This window comes from Halorubrum trueperi (assembly GCF_042662525.1).
GTDB classification, from domain to species: domain Archaea; phylum Halobacteriota; class Halobacteria; order Halobacteriales; family Haloferacaceae; genus Halorubrum; species Halorubrum trueperi.
Genome location: NZ_JBHSXI010000030.1, coordinates 17,854 through 40,893 on the forward strand (window position 1 = coordinate 17,854; position 23,040 = coordinate 40,893).

The following is a 23,040-nucleotide window of genomic DNA, read 5'->3' on the forward strand; positions in this document are numbered from 1 at the left end:
TAAGTTCATTAATTGCCGCCAACGCCGTCGTCATGATTGTCGGATGAGAGAAGATAGCCTAGCCCGCCACCGATTACCGCGCCTATCGGTCCGCCAGCAGCAAAGCCTGCTGCGAGTCCACCACCAGTGCCGAGCGCCTGTCGCTGGTCCTGTGTCATCTTTTCGTGCATCCCACGACTGACGGTCCCCGATCCGTCGCACTTGGGACAGTCGCTGAACCCCCTCTGTTGGTCGGCTACCGCACCACTCCCGTCGCAGTTAGGACATTTTTTGGTCTCGGTCATAGTCAATAACATCTGTCACGAACGCAAAGATGTTCCGGTCACTCGACTCTCTGGAAGTACATCAGCCCGTTGTTATCGCGACCAGGTCCGGTGTAGTACAATCCCTCGAGTGTCTCCCTGCCGCCTTCGTTGCGGTACTCCAGAGAGGCAGTCCCGAAGTGCATATCTAACCCTTCGACCAGTGGTGATCCCGCGTTCTCGTACTGGTAGCTAAGGCTTGGCCACTTGCCCTCCTCTGTTAGCATGGTCGCACCATTGCTGTCAGAGGGCGTCTGCTTTGTTTCGAAATGGATGTTGATCTTCCGCCAGGTTTGGTCGATATCGAGCCACGCCTTCAGTTTCTGGCCGTCCTCGCTAGGATCGTCATCGGGATGGAGCGCTTCGTCGGAAATGTGACCCTCGTATGAGGTGACAATGTACCCCTCCCATCGCCCGTTGAGGTCTGGGACACGGGTGAACCCCAGGGCTCTCGCGATACCGGTCTTCCAGAACCAGTTGTCATGGATCTTCCAGACAACGGCGAAAGCGAGTCCCCACGAGATAACGACCCCGGCACCAAACGGAAGGACTGTCGAGAGGGCATCGGTCGCCATCCCGACGAGAACCGTCAGTCCATAGGCAAGGAGCGCGAGTACACCGTAGACCTTCGGACGGAGATCGTTATCCGTGGAGTACGTGTGCATGGCTTACCAGTTGTCCCAGAGGTTGACCATCGCGTCGACGTATCGGTCCGCGTAGCGTGTGTTCCACTCTGCTGGCCCGGAACCAAACATTCCGGTGATACCGTTCTGACAGGACCAATCGCTGTAGTTGGTATCGTCCAGGTATCGGAGGATCTTCAATACGCGGTCCTGCTTGTCGTAGGTGTAGCGACCGTCCGGGACGTTGTACAGCAGGTTCTCGATGAAGTACGACGGGACGTTCTCCTTGTCCAGCTGATTGTGGTCGACGAGGTAGTTCCGCGCTCGTTTGAAGATCCGTACAGTCTCCTTGAAGCGGTTGTTCGTGTTCGACTGCTTGGTACTTCCCTTGTCGATGTGTTGCTTCGGGTAGTTTACGATCTTCGTGTTGCTGAGGTCGAAGAACGCGATGCCCGAGTGGTAGCCGTTCGGGTAGTGGTAGTAGTCTCGGTGGTTCGCGCAGACGAGCACGTCGGCATTGAAATTGCTCGTGTCGACCTCGATGGCCTTTCCGACCGGGTCGACAGCGGCGGAGCCGAAGCGAGACTCCAGTACGTCGACGACATCGGTCCGGAACTCCTGCCAGCTGTAATCGGGGTCACCGGAGGTCCGTCGCCATCGGTCTCGCTCGTCAGAAGAGAGTGAAGACACATCGGCATAGTACATGTCCGTGAGTTGGACCACAATGTCGACATCGGAGCTGGCTCGGACGATAGTGTAGTTCGCATAGGAGCCCTGCAGATAGGGGTCGAAGTTCACGTCCGACAGCACCTCGCTGGATCGGAACTCGTTTTGGATCTTATTGTGAGTGCGCTTGGCCGATTCGATTGGCCCGTTATTGTATTGCGCCCATGATTCTAGAGTGCTAGAGTCGATAGCCATGGGAGGGAGTTACAGGTTTATTTCTGACCGGACGCTAAAACCTCCCGGTATCACTTTCACCTTGCTCTGTGTACCGTTAAACGGTTGTTGGAGGTACATCGTGTCGTGACTGTTTCGACGACTCTCGAAACTCTGTCAGTTTCTCCCGGAGGTGACCATGGCAATCGATGTTCCGGCCGGTGTGGTCTATCTTTACAAGCGTCACAAAGAGATCGGGCTCGGATAACCACACAAACCGTTTTAATTCTCAGTTACCGACTCGCGCTCTGTATCCAGCATAGCCTCTCAAAATTATCAGCATCTGAGGATTTCAACAGAGCCGCCACGGGCGATGTCGACTGTGACGAGTGTTCTAGAGGTATTGATAAAGAGCAAGACAGCTGAACACCCGTCGAAATCGGGTGGGTATAGTAGCTGCTCAACACCGTCGTAATTCCTTATGTAACTCTTGCTTTCCGATGTTATCTATATGTTACATAAGGAATTGATGTCGGACGTCGTGTGAACGAAACCGAAAAACGCCCGTTGCGGGTTTGTCTTGCTACCGAGTGGGAGGAATTAGCGCAATAATCATAACCACAATTGACTCTCTGCTGTCTCGGACTACAATAATGTGAAGAGTTGCTCTGTTAAACTCGATGACGGCACGGTGATCATGATCTCTGAAGAGGCGATCAACTCACTCTTCGTCGTCGAGGAGTTGGATCGATCCACCTGGCGATTTCGATCTTCACTCTCTCTGCCAAGAATCCATTTCTGACTTTTCTCGACAGCACTCCTAAGTTGAGTACAGAGTGACCGATCCCAACTCCTTCTGCGGATTCAGCAGAGCAGATTCGAAAATAACTGGGTGAAGGTGAACTTCTGACGCCGATATTTCGGCAGCCCATAGATGAATATGTTCAGGGGGAAGCGATTAAGTCCCGACCAGTCAACGTACCTGTTATCCATGCCTGGTCCGGATGAAGTCCGTTCTATCTTAGAGGATTTCGTCGACGATCTAGACGACCACCTTGGCCCTCAAAAGCTGGAAGAGACGCTACAAGGTGATTACAGTCCAAACACCGCAGAGTTAGGAAGTCAGCCCGAGCCTTGGATTCGCCGACACCTCATCCGTCCGCTTCTCGAAGAAGTCGATCTCTACTGGGAGCCAGAGATCCACGGTGGAGGAGAAGGATATCCTGACTTCGGAATTACCAACCTTGATGTCAAGGTGATTGGCGAGGACAAGAAACTCAACGGATCCGAAGACGCTGCCGAAGATATCGAGACCTACCTGAATAACCGGGCAGCAAGCCAAGGAGCCGAATACGGTATCGCCACGGACGGGATCACTTGGACAGTAATCCGCGTCGAACTCGGTGGAGACTATCTTGACTACGATCGAATCGATCCGACACCAATCGACTTCCGCCAGGAACTACTGAAAATCGCTTCCGAACGCACCTCGGTTTCGTACACCGGTGTCTCAGAGGTAGACGTAGATGAAAAAGCCGAACTGTTCTATGAAACATTCAGCCACGACAGCTTCAACCAGTTGCTAACTCAGGAGGCTCCGAAAAGAATCCGCAGAGAGAAACAGGCGGGTATCGAGGAGTTCTACGACCTGTACGTCCAGATTTTATTCGGAGAAGGTTCCGGCGACTACGACTACGATACAACTCTTATCGACAATATCCAAGCCCCTGAAACTGCTTCAGAGGGCGACAAACGGAAGTTCGCTATCAAACTGGTGAATAGGCTGCTGTTCGTCAAATTCCTAGAGGACAACGAAGTTCTTCCAGAGCGATTCCTCACAGAGCGGGTGGAAAAGTACCAGGAGGCACAAGGTGTTGACCAGCTTACTGGTGGTCTGTACAAGACTCAGCTTCAGCCGATTTTCTACTCCCTATTTAATACTGAGAAGGACGACCGGATCTCGAAGCATCGCGGTGGCTGGTTTGACGACGTTGAGTACCTGAATGGGAGTCTATTCGCACCGGAAGAGCAGGAACGGGAGTACGACGTTGACGACCCGATGCTAATTACCGTGGTTCGGGACCTTATCGAAGGATCTGAGCTTGAACAGGATAACGGCAGCCTCGATCCCTCTGTTCTAGGCCAAGTGTTCGAGATGACGATTAACCACATCAACAGTGGTCAAAGCCAGAAAGACGAGGGAGCATACTACACCCCAAGCGACGTAATCCAGTTGATTAACAGGGAGACTGTTGATCCGAAGGCGTACGAGATCCTCGTTGACGCCTACAGTACTCGTCTCTCCGAGAGTTCCAATGTGGATGAGGAGACAGCTCAAGAGCTTGTTAGTGACTATGAGCTCGGGGAAATGCTACGGGAAATCGAAGAACGAGAGGGGTACTTCAGCGATCCTAATGCATTAAATGAGGCTTATCAGAGGTTGGGTGAATTGAAAATTGTTGACCCTGCTTGTGGTTCCGGTCACTTTTTGACAGGTGTAATGGACGAGATCCACCGGATTCGGATGTCGCTTCTCCGCGGCCTGTACGGGGATGATCTATCTGATGCTGAGGTCTACCAGTCCAAGAAAGAACTAGTATTGAACTCGATTTATGGCGTCGACATCAATCCGATCGCTATTGAAATTGCAAAACTCCGAGTATGGTTGAAAATGGTGGAAGAGGGTTGGGAACAGGACTACGGCGAACTGCCAAACATCGACATTAACATCGTTCCGGGTAACTCGCTGATCGGGCTTCCACCTCGCAGCGAAGGACAGACTGCGTTAACTTCATTCGAACTGGATCTTTCTAGCTTCCGTGATATCCGGGATCAGTATCGTCAAGGAGAGATCTCTCGCAGAGAACTTGACCGTCGTATTGAGGAAATGCGGCCCGAACTGAACGACTACTTCCTCGACCAGCTAAACCATTATATCGAGGACGTAGTGGAGTCTAAATCCGAGTGGGAGAATCTGACCGACGGGTTAGACAACCTGTATCCGTCTATTCAGAAGGTTACGCTCAGACGTCACGATAACGAAGAACTCTCTGACGGTATAAAACAGGATCTGGAAGATGCGGGGTTCAATGTAGAGCCTCGATACGGGAAGAGTGCTAAACTGGAAGAAGGCAATCTGAACTCAGCTAACTCAATTTCTGAATTTGTTGGAGATGGATTCTTTTTCGAGGTAGAAAGACAGTCGCTCCAAAGTGATGTGAAGAAACTACACTCGTTCTCTTCAAGACCTGAAAATCCGAACCTGTCGTATGAGCCATTCCACTGGCCTGTCCGGTTCCCAGAGGCTGCTCGTGAAAAAGAGAGCGGTAATGGTTACGTCGTCGAGTTCGACTTAGTCGTAGGCAATCCTCCGTACGGCGACGTTCAAAGTGATCTAGAGAAGCGGTTCACGGCAGGGTACAAGACGGGTAATGTAAACGACGTCGTCGCCCCCTTCATCGAACGGCAGATCCAGATCATGAACGAAGGCGGCTACTTTGGTAATATTGCTGCCTTGATGTTCGCGTACCAGAGTAATGCCTCCAGTGTACGCCAAGTAATCCGAGAAAAACTTGGAGAGTCAAATGTCGCGTGTTTCAGCCGAAGACCGTCTCAAGTCTTCGCGGGCTCTCAAGCCAGGACCGGGATTATTACTGCAAGAAAAAGTGATGATGGAGAAGGCTCTTTCCGGACTAGCAAGTTCCTCCGATTTACTGAGGACAACCGAAAAGAGGTATTCTCCGATATCAGATACCAATCGATTGATGGACTGATACTAGGTGACCGAGTCGACGATGGAAAGGACAAAAGCCTGCCAAAGATTGGGGAAGAGACTCTTCGCAGCATCCTCGAAAAACTCAGAGATTCCTCTGATACCGTAATTGGGGATGTTTCACAGCGTTCTGATGAGACACCTCACGTTGTATGGCGGTCACGGCACCCCGCGTACTTCATCAATCCGTGTTTAGAGAATCTATACCCTGATGGTGATGTACCACAGGATTTCGACCCATTCTACTTCGATAACGAATTAGAGCGGAGAGCTGGATTCCTGCTGCTACAGTCATCGATGTTCTATACTTACTGGATGGTTTATGAAAACGAACGTGATGTTAATTGGAAGTCTATCGATTCGTTCCCGATGCCAGCAAGAGAAGATCTGGAAGAGAAAGAAGAGGCAATCGTCGAACTCTCTGATGCTCTCTGGGATGAAATGGAAAGCAGGTTCCTAGGAGGCAGTCGAGAAATGATTGAGCAAGCAGGTGCTTTGAAGCCGATTGCCGACAAGGCTGATGAGCTTCTTGGCCCGATGTATGGGTTAAGTGAAGATGAAGTTGAATATATCAAAAAATACGATGAGCAGTACCGGCTTAGCGACGTTGATCAAACACAGCTGGTTGATGTCTCATTCGACTGGGAAGATGACGAATTGAATTAGATACCCACCCCGGTGAAGTCGTGAAGTACCGCGTTGACGGCTTTGGAGTTGCCGCCGGGCCCGTTCGTATCAACACCTCCTCAAATAAGAACTCTGGGCGTTGGACTCTGAGCTTGTGATCTCCTTCGGCGGAACAACGTGGCTGGCACTCCAACGTTCAACCGCGCCTGAGCCCGTCATGGATACCGACGTCGACCCGGACAGCACTATGACCACACATGGGATACTCCACCGGACCTCCGATCCGATTGACACCCACGTACTCCTACTGGCTCACATGAGTGGACAGGTCTGGTGGCAGTTCCCACCCGACGAGTACATCTCCCGACTCAGCGAGGCGTTTGAACTTCTCGAACGCCAGTAGCGAAAACGACGGAGCCTGACACGCATCGTCTCGATATGAGATAGCGACTCAACTGATTGTGGGCAGTCACGAGTTTGGGCGGACTACATGTCGAGATAGGGGCCGTAAGACCGAAATGTGGCACTGTAGCCGATTATCATGAACGTCAAATCTCAGTACCACATTTAAATGCTTAGCAAATAGTGACTTGGTATGGCTGGAGTTCAAGCAATCTTTCTTGTTATCTGTTTCCCAGTTCTTGCGATAGGACTCCACGAACTGACCCACCTAGCAGTCGCCCGGATTGCCTGCCCGCTTTCGATTGAACAGACCTCATGGGTCCCGTTCCGACTTCGCCTTGATTTTGAGAGACTCCCGGCAAAAGCCACACTTCGGATGATTGCACTTGCCCCTCTATTTGTCGGCGGCGTGGCTGCTGCCATCGCTATTCAAACCGGTATTTGGCAACAGATTAAAATCGCCGATCCGTACTATCTCCATCATCTTATGATAGCGTACTGGTTCCTCTATATCATTCCCAGCCCTGCAGATATTCGACTAGCCATCTGGCCGTCGGTAGAAGACACACAGCATGTTCAGGTGAATCCACAATGAGTGGACACTCAAGTAATATGTCCGTAATAGACGACAATCGTGCTGTTTCGACAGTAATCGGGGTCGTTATTTTGTTTGGGTTTCTGATCCTTGCGCTCTCACTATACCAGGTAGAAATCGTTCCACAGCAGAATGCAGAGACCGAGTTCCAACACTCTGGAGAGGTCCGCAACGATCTTATCGAGCTCAGAGCAGGTATTCTACAAGCCGGGAGCATCGACCAGCCACAGTACCAGACGGTTGAGCTGGGTACTACATATTCAACCCGTGTATTCACAATAAATCCACCCTCACCAGCTGGAATCATACGAACGACGGACCCATATCCGATCACGATCTCAAACAATAGTGGCACACCTGAAGGGACGATAACGATTCCAACGCGATTTATTGAGTATCAGCCAGGGTACAACGAGCTTGACCGATCGCCAACGTGGTATGACGCATCGGTGCTTTACCTTGATGCTCGTGACGAGGGAGGTGGAATCGCGGTTATTGAAGATCAGGCCCTCATTGATGGCGGAGAGGTACAAATTACGGCTCTCCAAAACGAGTTTCGTCGGAGCGGGACTGGACGGGTTACGCTTGAACTCCGCCCAGCTGAGAATGTCACTAGTAACATTCCGAACGGTGATCTAACTGTCACTGTTCCGACGCGGTTGAGCGGAGACAACTGGAAAAACAAGACAGATCTCCCGACGAATAGTGATATCTACGGCGGCGTTAACGACACAGGTAACGACATTAACAACAAGAATATCTACAACCTGACGCTCAATACGACTGCTAACAACCTAACTGTGGATACAGTTGGCATACAGGAGGAACCTGAAGCTCCGACTCAGACTGATAATACACGTATTGATGGTGGCGGTAGCGGTGACAGTAGCGACGGCACGATCTCAACGCCGTCACTAACTGGTACTGTTGAGAATCTCCCGACTGATTCGACCCCAACACAGAACATCACATTTTCACCGACCGGCAGTACGATTCCGGCTGGCGAGACGGTGGCGATCGACTTGAGCAACGCGAACGGCCCCGTTGACTACAACAACATCGGTCAGATTACGAAGAACTTCTCCGGGAGCCTCAACACCGTCAACAACGCCGGTACGTTTGCCATTGAATTCACCCCGAGCACAAATATTGCCACCGGTCGCACAGTTGAGATTCAACTTCAGTCAGTGCCAACACAGGATACCGTCACTACTGGTCTACCAGTTTATGTCAGCCGAAGCGATGGCGATGGATTCAACACAACGTTCTCGCTGTTTGACGGAGCCAACGGCGGTGGTGGCGGTGGCGGACAGACCTCCATAACGTACGTCTCTGCGTTCAACGACGGTGACACGACCACAGAAGCTAACGAGGATAGCTCGATTCCTACACAGCAAGGTCCGTTTGGAAATATAGATAATTTTGACAGTATGACTGTCGAAGACAGAAATAATGCGAGGATAAACACGAATTACGTCAATAACGAACTAGAACAAACGATCGATGTCGGAATGAGAGTGGAAAATATCGATACTGGTTCGACGTACACTCTGGAGTTCGCGTACTTCTTCGAGAGGAACAACGTTGGACAGGTCAACGTTGCCATCCTTGACGACAGTGGAACCGTTCTACAGTCATCTTCACTCGATCAGAGTCAAACTCGGAGCAGTACTAACAGTGCGCCCCCCGAAACGGCCATCCAACTGAACACTCAAGCCTCCAATTATATCGACAACAACGGAGAAATCTACGTGGAGTTCAGAACGCCAGATAATGAGAAGGGTTACACCCAGTTCCTCGTCGATTACCTCCGGATACAGACAAATTGAATTCAACTATTCTTAACGATATTGCGCAGAATATTATTAGTGGCGAGCTGTTTTGTAAAAGGCAGATTGCTTGGATTCCCTCTCTAGAATGGACCTACATCCAGCTGGATCATAGCCTAGAACTAACCTGAACTAGTGGGCTCTCACCAACAATCTGATTCACAAGCGCGCTCAATTGAAACCGTCTAAAAGCTAGCCCTTTTCGAATTATTCGCAAACCTCCGCTATTTATATACCACCTCGAGTGGGCCAGAACTCGGTCCCCTTAGCCCAATCAACGGTTCTCAAAGGGGCCAGATTGTTAGCGATCACTACCAGTTCGAGGAGCGATCTCGATGTAAGAACCCGAGGAAATCGCAGGTACTCAGAGTGGATAACATCCTAACAAAGATTTAACCGATACCGCCGACTCCACGTGATGTGCCATTTCCCCGCGCAAAATCATCACGTCAACTCTACGACGAAGTCAAATCGTACGACCGAGTGATTACTCCAGACGGACCGCTCGCGAGTGCCCTCAACCGCCAGCTTGATCGGTCACACCTCGGTCCCTTTGCTATTCCACCACGTCGCCTTGCGGTCGGTCGCCGGCAAGAATCTGAGGACCGACTCGCGTTCCTCGGCATGATCGCAAATGAAGATATTTCGTGGAAACGGTGCGCCTACGCAGTCGGGAATATCCTCCAGTGTTGGGAACACCAAGGATCCCACGAGGCTATCTTCGAGTACGACGGCTACATCGACGAGGCTACCGAACGAGCTGTTGAGCGAATCGGTGATCTTGAAACGGCCTCGATGAAGCTCACAACCGACACTATTGATTCAGATCTCGATGTGGTCGTCGTCGAGCCGAAGATGCTTACCCAACTCGAACGAGCGTATCTGCCTACTGAGTACGATACGGTCAGTCTCTTTGCCGACACAGAGTTTGAGCTGCCCCCGTTCCGTATTCATGAGTCACCGACAGCGATCATCGAAACGGTGGTGAATGCGGTCACCGAGACAAACGCCGAAAACGTCGGGATTGTCCTCGATCAGGAAAGCGAGTACTCACCGCTCATTGAGTCCGCACTCGAGGCAGCCGACATCCCATTCTTCGGCGGACCGGGCTTTACTGATCGCAGCGAACACCGCTTGTTCCTTCATTTCCTCCGAACTGCCCACCGTGGAACTGACACTCGAATCAGCGAGATTCGATCGCTGCTGACAGCGTTTGACTGTGATGTGGCCGACCGTGAGGCAGACAAGCGGCTCCACGTACTCGATGATGAAAATCTGTCGTGGCTGATCGACTTCTGTCACGAGATCCAGGAGTACACGTTTTCGGACGCGCTCTCGGCGTTCGAACACCGTGCCGACGACACACTTGATGCCTTTCGAACGGAGCTAGAAGAGCTGGGGATCGCCGACGAGATCGTTACGGAAGCGCGCCTCGACGAGTTGTCGTTCTATCTTCAGACGTATGAGGTACCTGTCGACCGAGACAATGAAGGCGTCCTGCTCGCCGACGCGAAGTCAGCATCATACGTCGGTCGTGAGGTTGTCTTCTATCTAGGCCTCGATGATCGATGGACCCACTCGGCACCACGTCGTCCGTGGGTTGATCAGGATGCTCAGTTCACGCGGAATCTCAAGAGCTTCCAGTTACTGTTACAGAGCGGGAGCCAGAAACACTATCTCGTTCAGGATGCAACCGGCGGATCGCCGGTTACCCCGTGTCTGTACTTCGAAGAGCTCCTTGAACGAGAGTACGATCGCTTCTCAGAACTGCCGTCTACTACCCATCAACTCCGATCTGAACCACACGACGGGGCTGTATTCAACACAGAGTCCGTTGACGTGTCTCCTGACCCAGTCGAGACGATCAGTAAGTCGAGTCTCAACACCTACGTGAACTCACCCCGAGACTACTACTTCAGCCGGATCGTCGACGGCCCAGAGAAAGAGTATCTCACTGAAGGCAACCTGTTCCATGACTTTGCGGAGTTCTACGTCACCTATCCTGCGGTCGTCGACGACGCGGCGCTGACAGAAGTCGTTGATCTCATGCTTGATGAAGTCCGTCCGCTGATCCGCTCCGTTGATGAACAGACTCGCCGCACTGAGTACCGTGTAAGCCTCGAAACAATCGTCTCGTACCTCGACGACAACCCCCCGACAGACGGAGCGTTCCTTACACCCTCTAGCAGTACTGAGAACGCTATTGCCGACTACTTCGGGTACGATATCGAGTCGCCGGTAACTGAACGCCGGTTTGTTGATGAGGATCTTGGTATCAACGGAATGATCGACCTTGTCCAGTCGCAAACCGAGCTGCTGGATTACAAAAGCGGGAGTGAGAACGACGCCAATTCAATTGTCCAAGACGCTGCGATTGACGAACCATCCGACGAACCGGATTTCCAAGCATTGCTATATCTCACCTACTGGCGCTCACAAACGCCCGCTCAACAGCTCTCGTTCACGTTCTTTTACGTCACTGAACTCGTCGACGACGCCATCGCCGGTGACGTCGATATCGACGACGCGCTGACGACAGTGACATACTATCCCGGATCTCTCACAGATCACGTCCGAACAGAGGAGTTCTTCGAGTACCTTCGTGAGGAGGGGGCGAACAAGTGCCAGAAAATTCTCTCGATGATCGACTATCAGACGTACGCTGCTCTCTTCGATGCCGCACCACTCGTTGAGACAACTGACAGCGACGAACTCATCGAGTCAGAGTTCGGCCGGACGATGATTGAACGACTCGAGGCAGAGATTGGAGAGTACAAGTACGTAAAGACGGGGAGCAAACAGGTTATGCGGGAAATCGCCCGCCAACAGAAAGGTGCGTTCTTTAAACCTGACCTGGATGCGTTTGAGTCGTTTGTTGAGGAGCGACTGACAGAGCTCAACCGACGTCGTACAGGTGACGAGCCGTTTCCCATTGAGGGACTTGCCGGCGAGCCGAATTACCGGCGGGTGAATAATCGTGATTTGCTCTTGGAGGGTGACCAATGAGCGACGTTACGCCAAACCCGGAGCAACGCGACCTCATTGAGTCAACCGACGGACTGTACATCGTCGACGCTGGTGCTGGCACCGGGAAGACCTTCACTGTCACCCGGCGGTATGCGAACATCGTCGATCAGGACGGGATCGATCCGTCTGATGTCCTGTTGGTCACGTTCACGAACAACGCAGCTGAGGAGATGCGAGAACGGATCGTGCGGAACAGCGAGTACGGAATGCGGGAGCTCTCGAACGCCCCGATCCAGACGTTCCACTCGTTGGCACACGATATCCTCGATGAGCACGGCCATGATGCGCCAACATATCTCGGCGTGGAGGAGACGATCACCGGCTCGACGCGGATCATCGAAGACGATATCATCGAACAGGCGCTGTTTCGAGAGTTCATCGGCCAGTTCATCGACTCGCACCCTGAGTACAACGAGTTCTTCACAGCGATCTCAGAAACGAAAGAACTGCTCGATCTCATCAAAGAGCTTTCTGCGAAGGGTGTCTTTCCCACCGAAACCGGCTGGTACCGCGACGGTGAATCACACCTCGACGGTGACTTTGCGGCGTTTGAGACGCTGTTCGCCGATATAAATCAACCTCGAAACGGTGGCAGCAAGCAGTCGAAGCTCCGGTCGAAGCTCAGCAAATATGGGAAAGAGAAAACCTACCTCCCAGAGGCACCTGAGAGATGGGAGCTTCGCGGGAACGGCAAACAGATTCCAGCGGATGTCGCTGGACGCGTTTTCGAGGACGATCGAACAGCACTCAAGCAGTTCGTTCACGATGTGTATCACGCCTACCTTGAGTTTGCGCTTCGACGGAACTACCTGAACTTCGGGTTCCTTCAGCTGTTTGCGTTCGTCCTTCTGTGTGAAGACCACGATCTTCGAGAACGACTGGGCTACGAGTATGTGATGGTCGACGAGTTCCAGGACTCCAGTGAGATCCAGTTCAAACTCATGCTTCTTCTGGCCGGCACAGAGAATATCTGTGTGGTCGGTGACTGGAAGCAAAGCATCTACAGCTTCCAATACGCCGATGTCGACAACATCCGAGAGTTCGACGAGCGACTCGACCGGTTCGCCGAAGAGCTGAATCGGGACGCAGATCGCGTCACATTCCCGACGACGACGGCTGCCAGCAAACAACTGACACGGAACTACCGGTCGACCCAATCTATCCTAAGGTTCTCGACACAGGCGCTGACGGCTCGTGCGACGAACAGTGAGTTACTCGATGTTGAGGCAATCTCCGAGGCGGTCACACGGTTGAAGGCGAACACAGACCATGACGAGAGCCGTATCGAGGCGCTCACGAGTGAGGATGAACACGAGGCGATTCTCGCGAAAATCGATGACATCGTCGACAATGATGACTACGCCGTTGAGGGTGACGATGGCGAGTACCGCGTGCCGACGTACGGTGATATCGCCGTATTGACCCGAACCCGCGATTTCGGACGGGACATACTCGACACGGCAAGCGAATACAACCTGCCGATGGCCTACGAGGGAGGGATCGAGGTCTTCCGAACCGATGCTGCGAAATTGCTGTTAGCGTGGCTCCGCATCCTCGAACGTGACGCCGACCGTGGTTGGGCACTCGTCTTAGAAGAGGCCGGATACACAATCGACGAGGTGAAAGCGATCACCGATCGCGGGGCGTACCCTGAAGCGATGGTTACCTTCCGTGAAAACCTTCGGGAGATGAAGACATTCGGGGGTGTCGCCCGTCGCGTGTTCGATCGGTACGACCGGAGTGGTCCAACCGCGGACGTTGTCCTTGACACTATTCAGTCGGTCCATGGGACGACAACGTTCACTCGTGGAGAGCTCATCCAGTTTATCGAAGCCGCGATCGAAGACGGCAGCACCCATGAGGTCGACGCTGGTGCGGGAACGAATGCGGTGACTGTTCAGACCATCCACGCAACGAAAGGGCTCGAATATCCGATTGTCATCCTCGCGAATATGAACACGAACAAGTTCCCATCAACCGGTGGCAGCGGGAGCGATATCGCGTACACAGACCCAATCGGACTCCGACAGAGAAAGGTGTACTCTGAGGAGGCTCACGATGTCCCACACGTCTACGACAACTGGCAGACAGACGTTCTCAATAAGTGTCTCTCCCAGAACTACGATGAGGAACGCCGACTGCTCTACGTGGCTATTACGCGTGCTGAGAGCCACGTCATTCTAACCGGGGGTGAGAATCCAAATGTGTTCCTCGACGAACTCCCCGTTAATATCGAAACAGTCGATCCAGATCTGTCGTCCTTCAGCGCAGTAGACAACGAGTCTTCACCGTTTACCGTTGACATTCCGGATCCTGATGGGCCAGCAAGCTACTCCCCGCATACGTTCATCGACGATGCCGTGTTCGAAGGAGGCACCGGTGGTCGAGGGATGGAATTCGGATCGGAGGTCCACGAGTTCGCAGAGCGGTATGTGCTCGGTGAGGCTGTCGACACCGGGGACAACCCTGATAAGGAGAATGTGAAGGAATTCTTAGACTCACTTGACGGCGAGAAGAAAGCTGAGATCGACGCGTTCCTTCCACTGACTGTTGATGACAAGGAGGTGACGATCGGTGGGATCATCGACTTGCTCCATATTACGCCTGACCGGGTTGATATCATCGACTACAAAACTGACCTCACAACCCACGCCGAAGATGAGTACGAGAAACAGCTCAGTATTTACTACCACGTCGTTGCCGACCAATATCCAGATCGGTCGGTCACTGCTTCGATTTTCTACACCAATGATGGCAATCGGCGCAGGATCACCCATCTCAGCAAATCAGAACTCAGAGAGATGGTCCGAACACATCGTGTATGACTTCTTCTGTACAAATCTAAAATCCCCGAATATATTCTATCACATCATATTAAATAAGCCCTAAGATGAGCCTAAATGGCCTATAGATGCCTAAGAACACAGTATGATATCGCGGTAGATTCTCATCTAGACAGATCTTCCTAAGAAGATCTGTCTAGACGTAGATTTATAACCCTGCCGGAATAACCTCTGGTGTAATGAGTAACGTTCCGACACGCAAGAACGACGGCGAGCCGGAAGCTGAAGAGGCCTGTGAGCCGCGCGTTCCAGTCGGTGTGTTACGTGGTCTTCGAGATCTTGAAAACGGTGATACGGCAACCAAAGACGATCTCGAATCTGCCCTTAATTTCTAAATTACAGCCTTCTCTCTGTGAGCTACGTTCCGTTATCGGACGACGAGACAAGGGTCATTTTCACCTCAGAAGCGAGCTCGAACCTGGCCGGATTAGAGGGTAGTGAGCAGCAGGCTATTCTGAAAAAGATTCTATCAATCCTCCAGAGTGAAAGTCCACCAAGTTCTTTTGTCCGTGAGGAGATACAAAATCTAGATATTATTGCTATTGGCTCGCAGATCCGTCTGTACTCCAAGGTTGTCGAACGTATCCCAAGAGGGAATGCGGAGTTCGACATTTTGTATATCTTTTATATTGACGATGATCACGACTACGAACAACGTGCTCTTGCGACCTACTCACATGAGGCGCAGACAAAGATGGAGAGGCTGACTTCGCTTGAAACCGTGTTTGACGTTCAAGAGTACTTTGAGGAAATGAATGCACTTGATGAAGACGATATTCGAGATCTACTGGACGCATGAACCACTTCGTTGGAGGCGCGTAGCTTTACGCCCCACCAGCGAAGACTGTGACCATGGAATCGCCACGAAAACTCACTACTCTTCTCATCATCGCCGGGATGGTCGTCCTCGCCGGATGTACCGGCGTGGTACCGGGCGATCCAGCTCCAGCTGATCCAGACCCAGCCAACGGGTCGTCAACCGTCACCACAAACGGGAGTGTTGAGATCCACTATATCAACGTCGGTCAATCGGTCAGTACGCTCATTACGAGCCCGAACGGTGAGACGATGCTCGTCGATACGGGCCACTATAACGACGACGGCGAGCACGTACTCGCATATCTCCAACGTCACGATATCTCCCGGATCGACCACCTCGTAACATCACACAGTGACGCGGATCACATCGGTGGAAACGCCGCGATCATTGAGTACTACGAAACAGAAGCCGACGGGATTGGGGCGGTGTATGACCCCGGTATCGCATCAAGCACACAAACTTACGCCGAGTATCTCGACGCGATCGAAGCACACGACGTGACACTGTACGAAACGCGCGAAGGCGACACCATCGACTTTGGCGATGTCGACGTCGATGTCCTCGGCCCACCGGATCCGTACCTCGAAAACGAAGATCGCAACGAGAACAGCATTGTCCTCAAGCTCACCCACGGCAAAACGAGCGTCCTGCTCTCAGGCGATGCCGAAGACGACCAGGAGGCATACCTCGTCGACGAATACGGGTCAGAACTTGAGTCGACAATTCTGAAAGCCGGCCACCACGGCTCTGCGAGCTCGTCAAGTGGAGCGTTTCTTGATGCGGTCGATCCGCAAGCAGTCGTAATCTCGAGCGCATATGATTCCCAATACGGACATCCCCACCAGGAGGTCCTCCAACGACTCTCTGAGCGATCACTCCCGGCGTATTGGACCGCAACACACGGCAACATCATCTTGACCAGTGACGGACAGAACGTTACCGTCCAAACCCAGCGGGATGCCCCGACTGATCCGAGTACGCTCCGTGAGGACAATCCGATCGACGTTGGAGCGCCTGATGAGACGACGGCTGAGGCTGGCCTGACAGTCGCCGAAATCCACGCGGACGCGGCTGGTGATGACCGAGACAATCTCAATGATGAATACGTCGTCTTTGAGAACACCGGTAACGAGACGCTGGATCTGTCTGGCTGGACGATCGAAGACGAAGCAGGCCAGCGGTACACTGTTCCCGAGGGGTTCGAGCTTGCTACCGGTGAAACAGTGACACTACACACAGGAAGTGGGACAAGTACAACTACTGAGTTGTACTGGGGTTCTGGGTCGCCGATTTGGAACAACGACGGGGACACCGTGATCGTCAGTAATGCTAACGGAGAGCGTGTCCTAGAGGAGATATATTCATGATTGATTTAGCTGCTCTTGAAGACGGCGAATACACAGCCGTGGTGGACTCGATCGAAGATGGGTTCGCTACCGTGTTTTTCGAACGAGACGGCGAGGAGGTAGGGAATGCTGTCTTGGAAGCTGATCGACTCCCTGAGGACGGGAAACATGCTGATGCGATCCTCACAGTCACCGTCGTCGACGGCAATCTGGATACAGCGCAGTATGAACCCGAGCAGACCACGGAGCGATCAGAGGCAGCACAAAACCGATTTGATCGGCTCTCAAAATGCCCGCCTTCGGAGGATGATTCGTAGATCACTCAGGTGATGTTTCGAGTTGGTTACTCGGTTTCTCAGTCGATTGCTGGCCGACATACTCCGTAATGAGCACGAGTACAGTAACGATCATGCCGGTCGCAAACCCTGTTCCATGAGCGATTACGCTGACAAATCGCCCCGTTTCATCCAGTTGGACTTGGAATAGCTGCGAAAGGAGTACGACGACTACTACACAGCCAACTACGATAGGCAGGAGCCCATCACGCTGTGACCAGGCCCATGCCCGCCACGTCGGAATCTTAGGCCTGTTGCTGACAATCCCGATTCCGATCGCGAAGGCAACAATCGTACACAGGACGACAGCTACAGACGGAGACAACACAGCAGACGTGAATGCGAGCGCGGAGAGCGCTCCGAGGACAATTGTTCCCGTCGTCGCGACGCCGGCGGCATAGCCATACCTCGCGGTCACTGTACGTGCGAGTGAGACGTACAGCAATCCACCAAACGCGCTCACGACTCCAGAAAATCCGCGTGCCGTCGTCGCGTCCGCAACGAGATTCCACTGGACCTTCAGCAGCCAGTAATCCACGAGCTTTGTCATCGGCGGTGCGAGTACGAGGCAGCCGACTACAGCAAGCCAGAACGAACGTCGACGCTTCCAGGTCGTGGTAAGTGCGCACGCTGATGCCATCACGATCACGTACCACGTTACGCTGGACGCTAGATGTGAAACGCTATCGTGGAGGATTGCCGCGGTCCATGCCGAGACTACAGTGGGCTCGCCGTACGTGAACAGGAACTGCGAGCGGAGTGCTTCGGGGAGGAAGAAATGGACAGTGACGAGGACACCAACTACCCCAGAGAGAATGGCAATCTCCATCGCGTCGGTTGAGGTTCGGGCTCCCTGTCGTCGAGACATTCACGCTGGGTTGTCTAGGAGCAAATAAAAAGAGCCAGATCAGTATCGAGAGAAATGAGAATTTAGATCGGAGCAACCACCAAATACGGTATCTAAATCCGTGTCATAACCGGAAGATACGTCTTGGTGTCTTACCCGCAATGACCCCGCTGTCGGTGCGTCAGATGGTTCAACGTTCGAGCCCTCCGAGATGTACTTCGCAAAAGTGGGTTGTTCCGTGGACTGAAAGCCGTCCGGTTTGTGTTTGATGGTGATCTTTTTGATGACGGTCTTCAGCGTCCGTATCAATTGTAGCTGAAATGCTATACCTTCCTGTAGGGAATCTCTTCGTCGAGGAACCACAAGTTGTCAAAGCCGGCCACGCTGTTACTCGGAAGTGACAACATAGAGGTCACAGACTCTCCATCCTGGATTGACTTTTGGGTAAGGATTAAACGAAGAGAATCAGCTACCGGTCCATCGTTGGGAAATATCCCTCCTGTCCCGAGAGTAAGATATTTCAGCTTTACGAGAGACTAAATGATAGATGCTCACGTCCGGGAAAAGTTACCATCGGCTTCAAAGTGCCATGAAAGCCCTCGAGGACTTCATTGCTGCTCCGTATTCGATATTTGATGAGGATACATCCCAGAAGAGCGCCACGATCTGGCAGCCCGACGGAGAAGTCGAAGATGTGGAGACATTCCCAAATCCACTCGAGATGGAATCAAAGGCAGAAGCATTCCTGCAGACTGCAATCGATAGTGGGTCTGGGATCGCAACCGCACCAGAGTGGAGTTATGACCTCAACTGGGTAACAGATCACGAGCAGTTGTTATTCAGCACTGACAGTCCCCTATTCATTCTGGGCTGTGCTCCTGTTGCTGTCGAGAACATCGGCCCACTTCTTGACCAGCTCGAGGGGGCTGGATATGACTGCATCACTGCGGATGAGCGGGCGACTGCTGATGCTCGTCGGGTGCCAGATCCAACTGCGAAATCATTCGTCACTCCAACAATTATTCCGATTAAATCAGCTGCCCGGAAGCATACCCAGCGGGATACGCTCCTCATTCAGTTCAAGAATAAGTACATGAGCGCCTGGGCAACAACCTCGGAGCAGCGTCGATTAGCCCTCGGTGAGGGTATATGGCAGCTCGATCCCCACGGGACGAGAACAAAGATAGCTGTGTGGACCTGTTCAGATATACTTGACAAAAGTCTGCGAGAATCCGTCCAGGAGTTTGGGAAGAAAGAGGATGCAATCGTTGTACATGTTCAGTGTAATCCAGAGCCACTCCACGATAGATGGAGCAGATTCCGGACAGAGCTATTCGATACCCGGAGCCCGACGACATATATCAATGCAAACTGGAGTAATATCTCGCCGTCAGGCTCAGATGAGTTTGGCTACTCAGGCGTGTTCGCGAAGGCTGATAGGTATACTAACATCGGCGATGGATTCGAGGACACATGTCGCTTAGGTGGAGTAGCTGGTTCCAACACAGGGGGCCACTACGAGTATGTTTGTTCGGTTGTGGATGATGTCATCAGTGAGTATCAGTTCCATCGCGTGTATCAACCTGGAGGGGTAACTGAAGCCCCGACAGTTCCGGATATGCGGATCACGAATGTCTGGGAGTATTCCGGGGGAGAATACAAGAACACAGATAGGGTTACACTGCCAGATCAACCAGATAATTGCACCGAGTTTCGAAAGCGGACGAAATCAAATGCGGTCACTGAAGAAATCCTGACAGCGCTGCTATTCGAGGATATAGTGATTCCGCCAGGGACATTCAATCCACATGAAGATCTCACGTGGGCAGCAATTGGATCGTTTTCCACAGAGAGCGGGGAGACATTTGCACCACGATTACGCTATCACGCTCATCGAAGGATGGAGAACAGTACATCACAACAGCGTCCATTGCCTGATGACATTGCACGAAGAAGCCACTTCCATCTCAATCATGCAGAGAGTGATCGGGATATCGAAATCAACGATCAGTTTGGGATCGAGGATACGCCAGTCAACGCGACATACCAAGGCCGAGACGTACCGATTCAGCTTTCGGTCTTGGAAGATGATAAGCAGTCTAAGGAACAGCGTCGTGCGGAGTGGCTATATGATTGGTATGACGCGATAGATCGGCGATTCAAACCAGTTGTGGTGGTCGACGGATTGGGGGACGAATATCGAATGAAAACGCTTGCAGGCTATGAGGATGCGACTGCCCCACTCAAAGATCCGAACAGGATCGATAATCCAACCAGATTAGAGGAGCTAGAATAATGAAATATCATGACCGCCTTCGAGAAATCCTCCCGGGGGCATCGATTGAGGCTATTGAGACACCAGGAAACCTCTACAAAATCACTCGGGGGAGGAGCAAGGGCTCCGACAGCACACTTCTTGTTCGGTTTCTAGAACCAGGGGACGATGAGCGAGAGTTGCTGGAAGTAGATAACAAAGAGTTGGAAGTGTTGTTCTATGACGATGACATCAACCGCTGGAATATCCAATTGATCTGGGCTGTCGTGGATCGTGAGCTGAAGGACGACGTCCGGCAAGATCTCGAACAAGACACTCGATATGCCCTTCGCCGTTCTGTTGATGAATTAGATCTCCCGGTATTCTTAGCACCAATTTCTGAAGTTAAATCAGAAATCCAAGCGGTAGAGGAGACGTTTGACAGAGGAGAGCTAATTCAGAATATCATCGACGAAAACCTCACCTTCCTATTTGAGAAAGATAAGACCACTCGAGAAGATCGCCTGAAAAGACTAAAAGAGAATAACCCGAGTGAAGCGAATCAACCAGCGCCCGTTGAAGCCTCTACTCAGGAGGGAATCATTGATGAGATCAATTTAGGGAGTGAATACAGGCAGAACGCTTCTAAGCGATCAATTTCTCCTGATCGGCTCACCCTTCTCCACGGAAAAAATGGGAGTGGAAAGACGAGTCTGCTTGACGGCACGACACTATCGATGGTCGGACAGAGTAAGCGAGATGAACAGCGAAGCAGCCATTATCAGGATCTGAAGGTCTCGCTCGTCAATGAGGCGGGAGAGGTGACAAAATTGTCTAATCAGCCTGGCAAGGTTAAGCAGCGTATTGCGGGCTGGTACGGATATCGACCGACAGGACCAGCTGACCGCCATCTTGAGTTTTATCGGGTGAACTATCACGAAGCGGGAGCGACTACCCGGTTTCTAGAAACAGGCTCTGACCAGGATCTTGAGGAAACAATCCAGCGCTATCTCTACGGTGACAAGCTTACCGAGGCTCGAGACGAGAAAGAGAAGCTGGAGAAAGAGGCATACAGCAAGATTAGCGATCTCGAAGATGAGATTACAGACTTAGAGGAGCAGCGGAGTACCAAGGAACAACAACTGGAGAAAGTTCAAGCGTCGTATTCGAAAGCAACAACCGCTGCGGGTAATCTTTCCAGCGTCACAAGGAAGCTAGTACAAGTCCCGTCCTCAACAAATCAGGAGGATGAAACAGAAGAAGAGCCACAGTGGACAGAAAGCTGGAGACTGTGGGAGGATCGATACACCCGTATCCAGATTGGGATTGATACGCTCGATACGACGCAGCCGTCGTACACGATTGAGGGGCTGCAGACTACGTTTGAAAACAAGATTTCAGAACTCACCACACAGAGGGAAATTTTAAGAGAAATCGAGCGTCTGGAGCAGGAGATAGCTACGCTGGGGAATCTTCGAAACAAGTTCGATACATCGCCATGGGACACTTTGTCTCCTTCATCCACATTTGCCGCTGCAATCCTCAGTTCACGGGGGATCAGGTTATCCGATCTCCAACTCCTTGCTGATGAGCTCGGGAAGCTTGAGGAGCCAATAAATGCGGATACGGTTGCTGAATGGGTCACAACGGTTGAAGCACAGTTTGAGAACCGGCGAGCAAAGCTTGAGGCCCGAAAGGTTGCCTTAGACGATGACACAGAGCATCAAGCCAATCGCGAAGAGTTGCATGCAGAAATTCAGACATTAACCGATCAATTTCTCTCGATTAGTGAGTCAATTGAGTACTGCCCCGCATGCTACGCCAACCAGACGAACAAAAGTCTCCGGGAACGAGAGCAACCAACAGATTTCTTTCAGGAGAAAAACGGGATTCCGAATGCTCTCCGGTCTCACCTAGCTTCGGTCGATGATGCACTTACCATCCTCGGTGAGGATAGTTGGGAGGATATTTCTCACACGATCGATTCCCGCTATGGTAGCATATGTGGGCTCGCAGACTTGCGAGAACTGCTCTCATTCGCCATAGGTGCGTCTCGGTCAGAGACTCTTCCAACAACGACTGAGGATTCCGTGTCGTTGCTAGGCGAGCGGCTGCAAGAAGCCGACGGGATCAGACTGGAAACAGCAGACTTAGCCACCCACATCCAAGAGATACGAGAGGTAGATGAACGGAAGAGGACAGAAAGTATGGAACGTGTTCCACGATATGATCCAGGGGATGAGTATGTGGGAGATGTTATCCAAGATGTTGTTGAGCATTTAGACAAGCTCCAAGTGGCTGACTCATTGCTTTCGGACCACATCCCATCTATTCATTGGGATGATGAGGTCGATATTGTCAGCGATCGAAGGATTCTGGAGCAGACACTCAATGACATTGAGGAATCGTCTGCTCTGGTCAACTCAGTAACTTCGTTGCGAGAGCAGATTACTGATTACGAACAAAAAATTGATGCTCTATTGAAAATGGAAGACAGCAGCGGGATCACGGCGTAATGAGTTTAGGAAAACGAGGTCGA

At 51.9% G+C, this 23,040-nt stretch carries 16 protein-coding genes; 12 read left to right on the forward strand and 4 right to left on the reverse strand.

The window, feature by feature from the left end; genetic code table 11:
* Positions 1-8: 8 nt before the first annotated feature.
* The 3 genes from ACFQEY_RS18545 to ACFQEY_RS18555 are packed head-to-tail and all read right to left on the reverse strand — an operon-like array spanning position 9 to position 1,723.
* Positions 9-284, reverse strand: coding sequence for a hypothetical protein (locus tag ACFQEY_RS18545; protein ID WP_379771474.1), 276 nt, complete (start codon positions 282-284; stop codon positions 9-11).
* A gap of 38 nt (positions 285-322) precedes the next feature.
* Positions 323-967: a Cap15 family cyclic dinucleotide receptor domain-containing protein gene (locus tag ACFQEY_RS18550; protein WP_379771477.1), complete on the reverse strand. Its 645-nt coding sequence runs from the start codon at positions 965-967 to the stop codon at positions 323-325.
* Between the two features lie 3 nt (positions 968-970).
* On the reverse strand, positions 971-1,723 hold the full coding sequence (locus ACFQEY_RS18555; RefSeq protein WP_379771480.1) for a nucleotidyltransferase domain-containing protein: 753 nt from the start codon (positions 1,721-1,723) through the stop codon (positions 971-973).
* Positions 1,724-2,795: 1,072 nt separating this feature from the next.
* Between ACFQEY_RS18555 and ACFQEY_RS18560 the strand changes: the two genes are divergently transcribed.
* From ACFQEY_RS18560 to ACFQEY_RS18605, 10 genes are all read left to right on the forward strand, one after another.
* A complete protein-coding gene (locus ACFQEY_RS18560) occupies positions 2,796-6,242 on the forward strand; it encodes an Eco57I restriction-modification methylase domain-containing protein (protein WP_379771483.1) in 3,447 nt (1,148 codons plus the stop codon).
* A gap of 178 nt (positions 6,243-6,420) precedes the next feature.
* A complete protein-coding gene (locus ACFQEY_RS18565) occupies positions 6,421-6,606 on the forward strand; it encodes a hypothetical protein (RefSeq protein ID WP_379771485.1) in 186 nt (61 codons plus the stop codon).
* Between the two features lie 192 nt (positions 6,607-6,798).
* Positions 6,799-7,200: a hypothetical protein gene (locus ACFQEY_RS18570; RefSeq protein ID WP_379771488.1), complete on the forward strand. Its 402-nt coding sequence runs from the start codon at positions 6,799-6,801 to the stop codon at positions 7,198-7,200.
* A complete protein-coding gene (locus ACFQEY_RS18575; RefSeq protein WP_379771491.1) occupies positions 7,197-9,029 on the forward strand; it encodes a hypothetical protein in 1,833 nt (610 codons plus the stop codon). The genes ACFQEY_RS18570 and ACFQEY_RS18575 overlap by 4 nt, the downstream gene beginning before the upstream one ends.
* A gap of 420 nt (positions 9,030-9,449) precedes the next feature.
* Entirely contained in the window at positions 9,450-12,035 is a 2,586-nt protein-coding gene (locus tag ACFQEY_RS18580; protein ID WP_379771493.1) for a PD-(D/E)XK nuclease family protein, read from the forward strand.
* Entirely contained in the window at positions 12,032-14,881 is a 2,850-nt protein-coding gene (locus ACFQEY_RS18585) for a UvrD-helicase domain-containing protein (protein WP_379771495.1), read from the forward strand. The genes ACFQEY_RS18580 and ACFQEY_RS18585 overlap by 4 nt, the downstream gene beginning before the upstream one ends.
* Positions 14,882-15,078: 197 nt before the next feature.
* Positions 15,079-15,234 carry a hypothetical protein gene (locus tag ACFQEY_RS18590; RefSeq protein ID WP_162498093.1) on the forward strand — a complete coding sequence of 52 codons (156 nt, stop codon included), beginning with the start codon at positions 15,079-15,081 and terminating at the stop codon, positions 15,232-15,234.
* 17 nt (positions 15,235-15,251) lie between these two features.
* Entirely contained in the window at positions 15,252-15,698 is a 447-nt protein-coding gene (locus tag ACFQEY_RS18595) for a hypothetical protein (RefSeq protein ID WP_379771499.1), read from the forward strand.
* A gap of 53 nt (positions 15,699-15,751) precedes the next feature.
* Positions 15,752-17,086: a lamin tail domain-containing protein gene (locus ACFQEY_RS18600; RefSeq protein ID WP_379771502.1), complete on the forward strand. Its 1,335-nt coding sequence runs from the start codon at positions 15,752-15,754 to the stop codon at positions 17,084-17,086.
* Positions 17,083-17,382, forward strand: coding sequence for a DUF3006 domain-containing protein (locus ACFQEY_RS18605; protein ID WP_379771504.1), 300 nt, complete (start codon positions 17,083-17,085; stop codon positions 17,380-17,382). Before ACFQEY_RS18600 ends, ACFQEY_RS18605 begins: the two co-directional genes overlap by 4 nt.
* Before the next feature lies 1 nt (position 17,383).
* On the opposite strand, the gene ACFQEY_RS18610 is transcribed toward ACFQEY_RS18605, so the two are convergent.
* A complete protein-coding gene (locus ACFQEY_RS18610) occupies positions 17,384-18,268 on the reverse strand; it encodes a hypothetical protein (RefSeq protein ID WP_379771507.1) in 885 nt (294 codons plus the stop codon).
* 568 nt (positions 18,269-18,836) lie between these two features.
* Between ACFQEY_RS18610 and ACFQEY_RS18615 the strand changes: the two genes are divergently transcribed.
* Both ACFQEY_RS18615 and ACFQEY_RS18620 read left to right on the forward strand, forming a co-directional pair.
* Positions 18,837-20,543, forward strand: coding sequence for a hypothetical protein (locus ACFQEY_RS18615; protein ID WP_379771509.1), 1,707 nt, complete (start codon positions 18,837-18,839; stop codon positions 20,541-20,543).
* Entirely contained in the window at positions 20,543-23,017 is a 2,475-nt protein-coding gene (locus ACFQEY_RS18620) for a hypothetical protein (RefSeq protein ID WP_379771511.1), read from the forward strand. Before ACFQEY_RS18615 ends, ACFQEY_RS18620 begins: the two co-directional genes overlap by 1 nt.
* Positions 23,018-23,040 lie beyond the last annotated feature (23 nt).

Excerpts from the sequence above, each read along its gene's own strand:
- ACFQEY_RS18610 (WP_379771507.1), bottom strand. The coding sequence starts at position 18,268 with ATGTCTCGACGACAGGGAGCCCGAACCTCAACCGACGCGATGGAGATT.
- ACFQEY_RS18570 (WP_379771488.1), top strand. The coding sequence starts at position 6,799 with ATGGCTGGAGTTCAAGCAATCTTTCTTGTTATCTGTTTCCCAGTTCTT.
- ACFQEY_RS18590 (WP_162498093.1), top strand. The coding sequence starts at position 15,079 with ATGAGTAACGTTCCGACACGCAAGAACGACGGCGAGCCGGAAGCTGAA.
- ACFQEY_RS18620 (WP_379771511.1), top strand. The coding sequence starts at position 20,543 with ATGAAATATCATGACCGCCTTCGAGAAATCCTCCCGGGGGCATCGATT.
- ACFQEY_RS18585 (WP_379771495.1), top strand. The coding sequence starts at position 12,032 with ATGAGCGACGTTACGCCAAACCCGGAGCAACGCGACCTCATTGAGTCA.
- ACFQEY_RS18600 (WP_379771502.1), top strand. The coding sequence starts at position 15,752 with ATGGAATCGCCACGAAAACTCACTACTCTTCTCATCATCGCCGGGATG.
- ACFQEY_RS18560 (WP_379771483.1), top strand. The coding sequence starts at position 2,796 with ATGCCTGGTCCGGATGAAGTCCGTTCTATCTTAGAGGATTTCGTCGAC.
- ACFQEY_RS18605 (WP_379771504.1), top strand. The coding sequence starts at position 17,083 with ATGATTGATTTAGCTGCTCTTGAAGACGGCGAATACACAGCCGTGGTG.
- ACFQEY_RS18550 (WP_379771477.1), bottom strand. The coding sequence starts at position 967 with ATGCACACGTACTCCACGGATAACGATCTCCGTCCGAAGGTCTACGGT.
- ACFQEY_RS18575 (WP_379771491.1), top strand. The coding sequence starts at position 7,197 with ATGAGTGGACACTCAAGTAATATGTCCGTAATAGACGACAATCGTGCT.
- ACFQEY_RS18545 (WP_379771474.1), bottom strand. The coding sequence starts at position 284 with ATGACCGAGACCAAAAAATGTCCTAACTGCGACGGGAGTGGTGCGGTA.
- ACFQEY_RS18565 (WP_379771485.1), top strand. The coding sequence starts at position 6,421 with ATGGATACCGACGTCGACCCGGACAGCACTATGACCACACATGGGATA.
- ACFQEY_RS18615 (WP_379771509.1), top strand. The coding sequence starts at position 18,837 with ATGAAAGCCCTCGAGGACTTCATTGCTGCTCCGTATTCGATATTTGAT.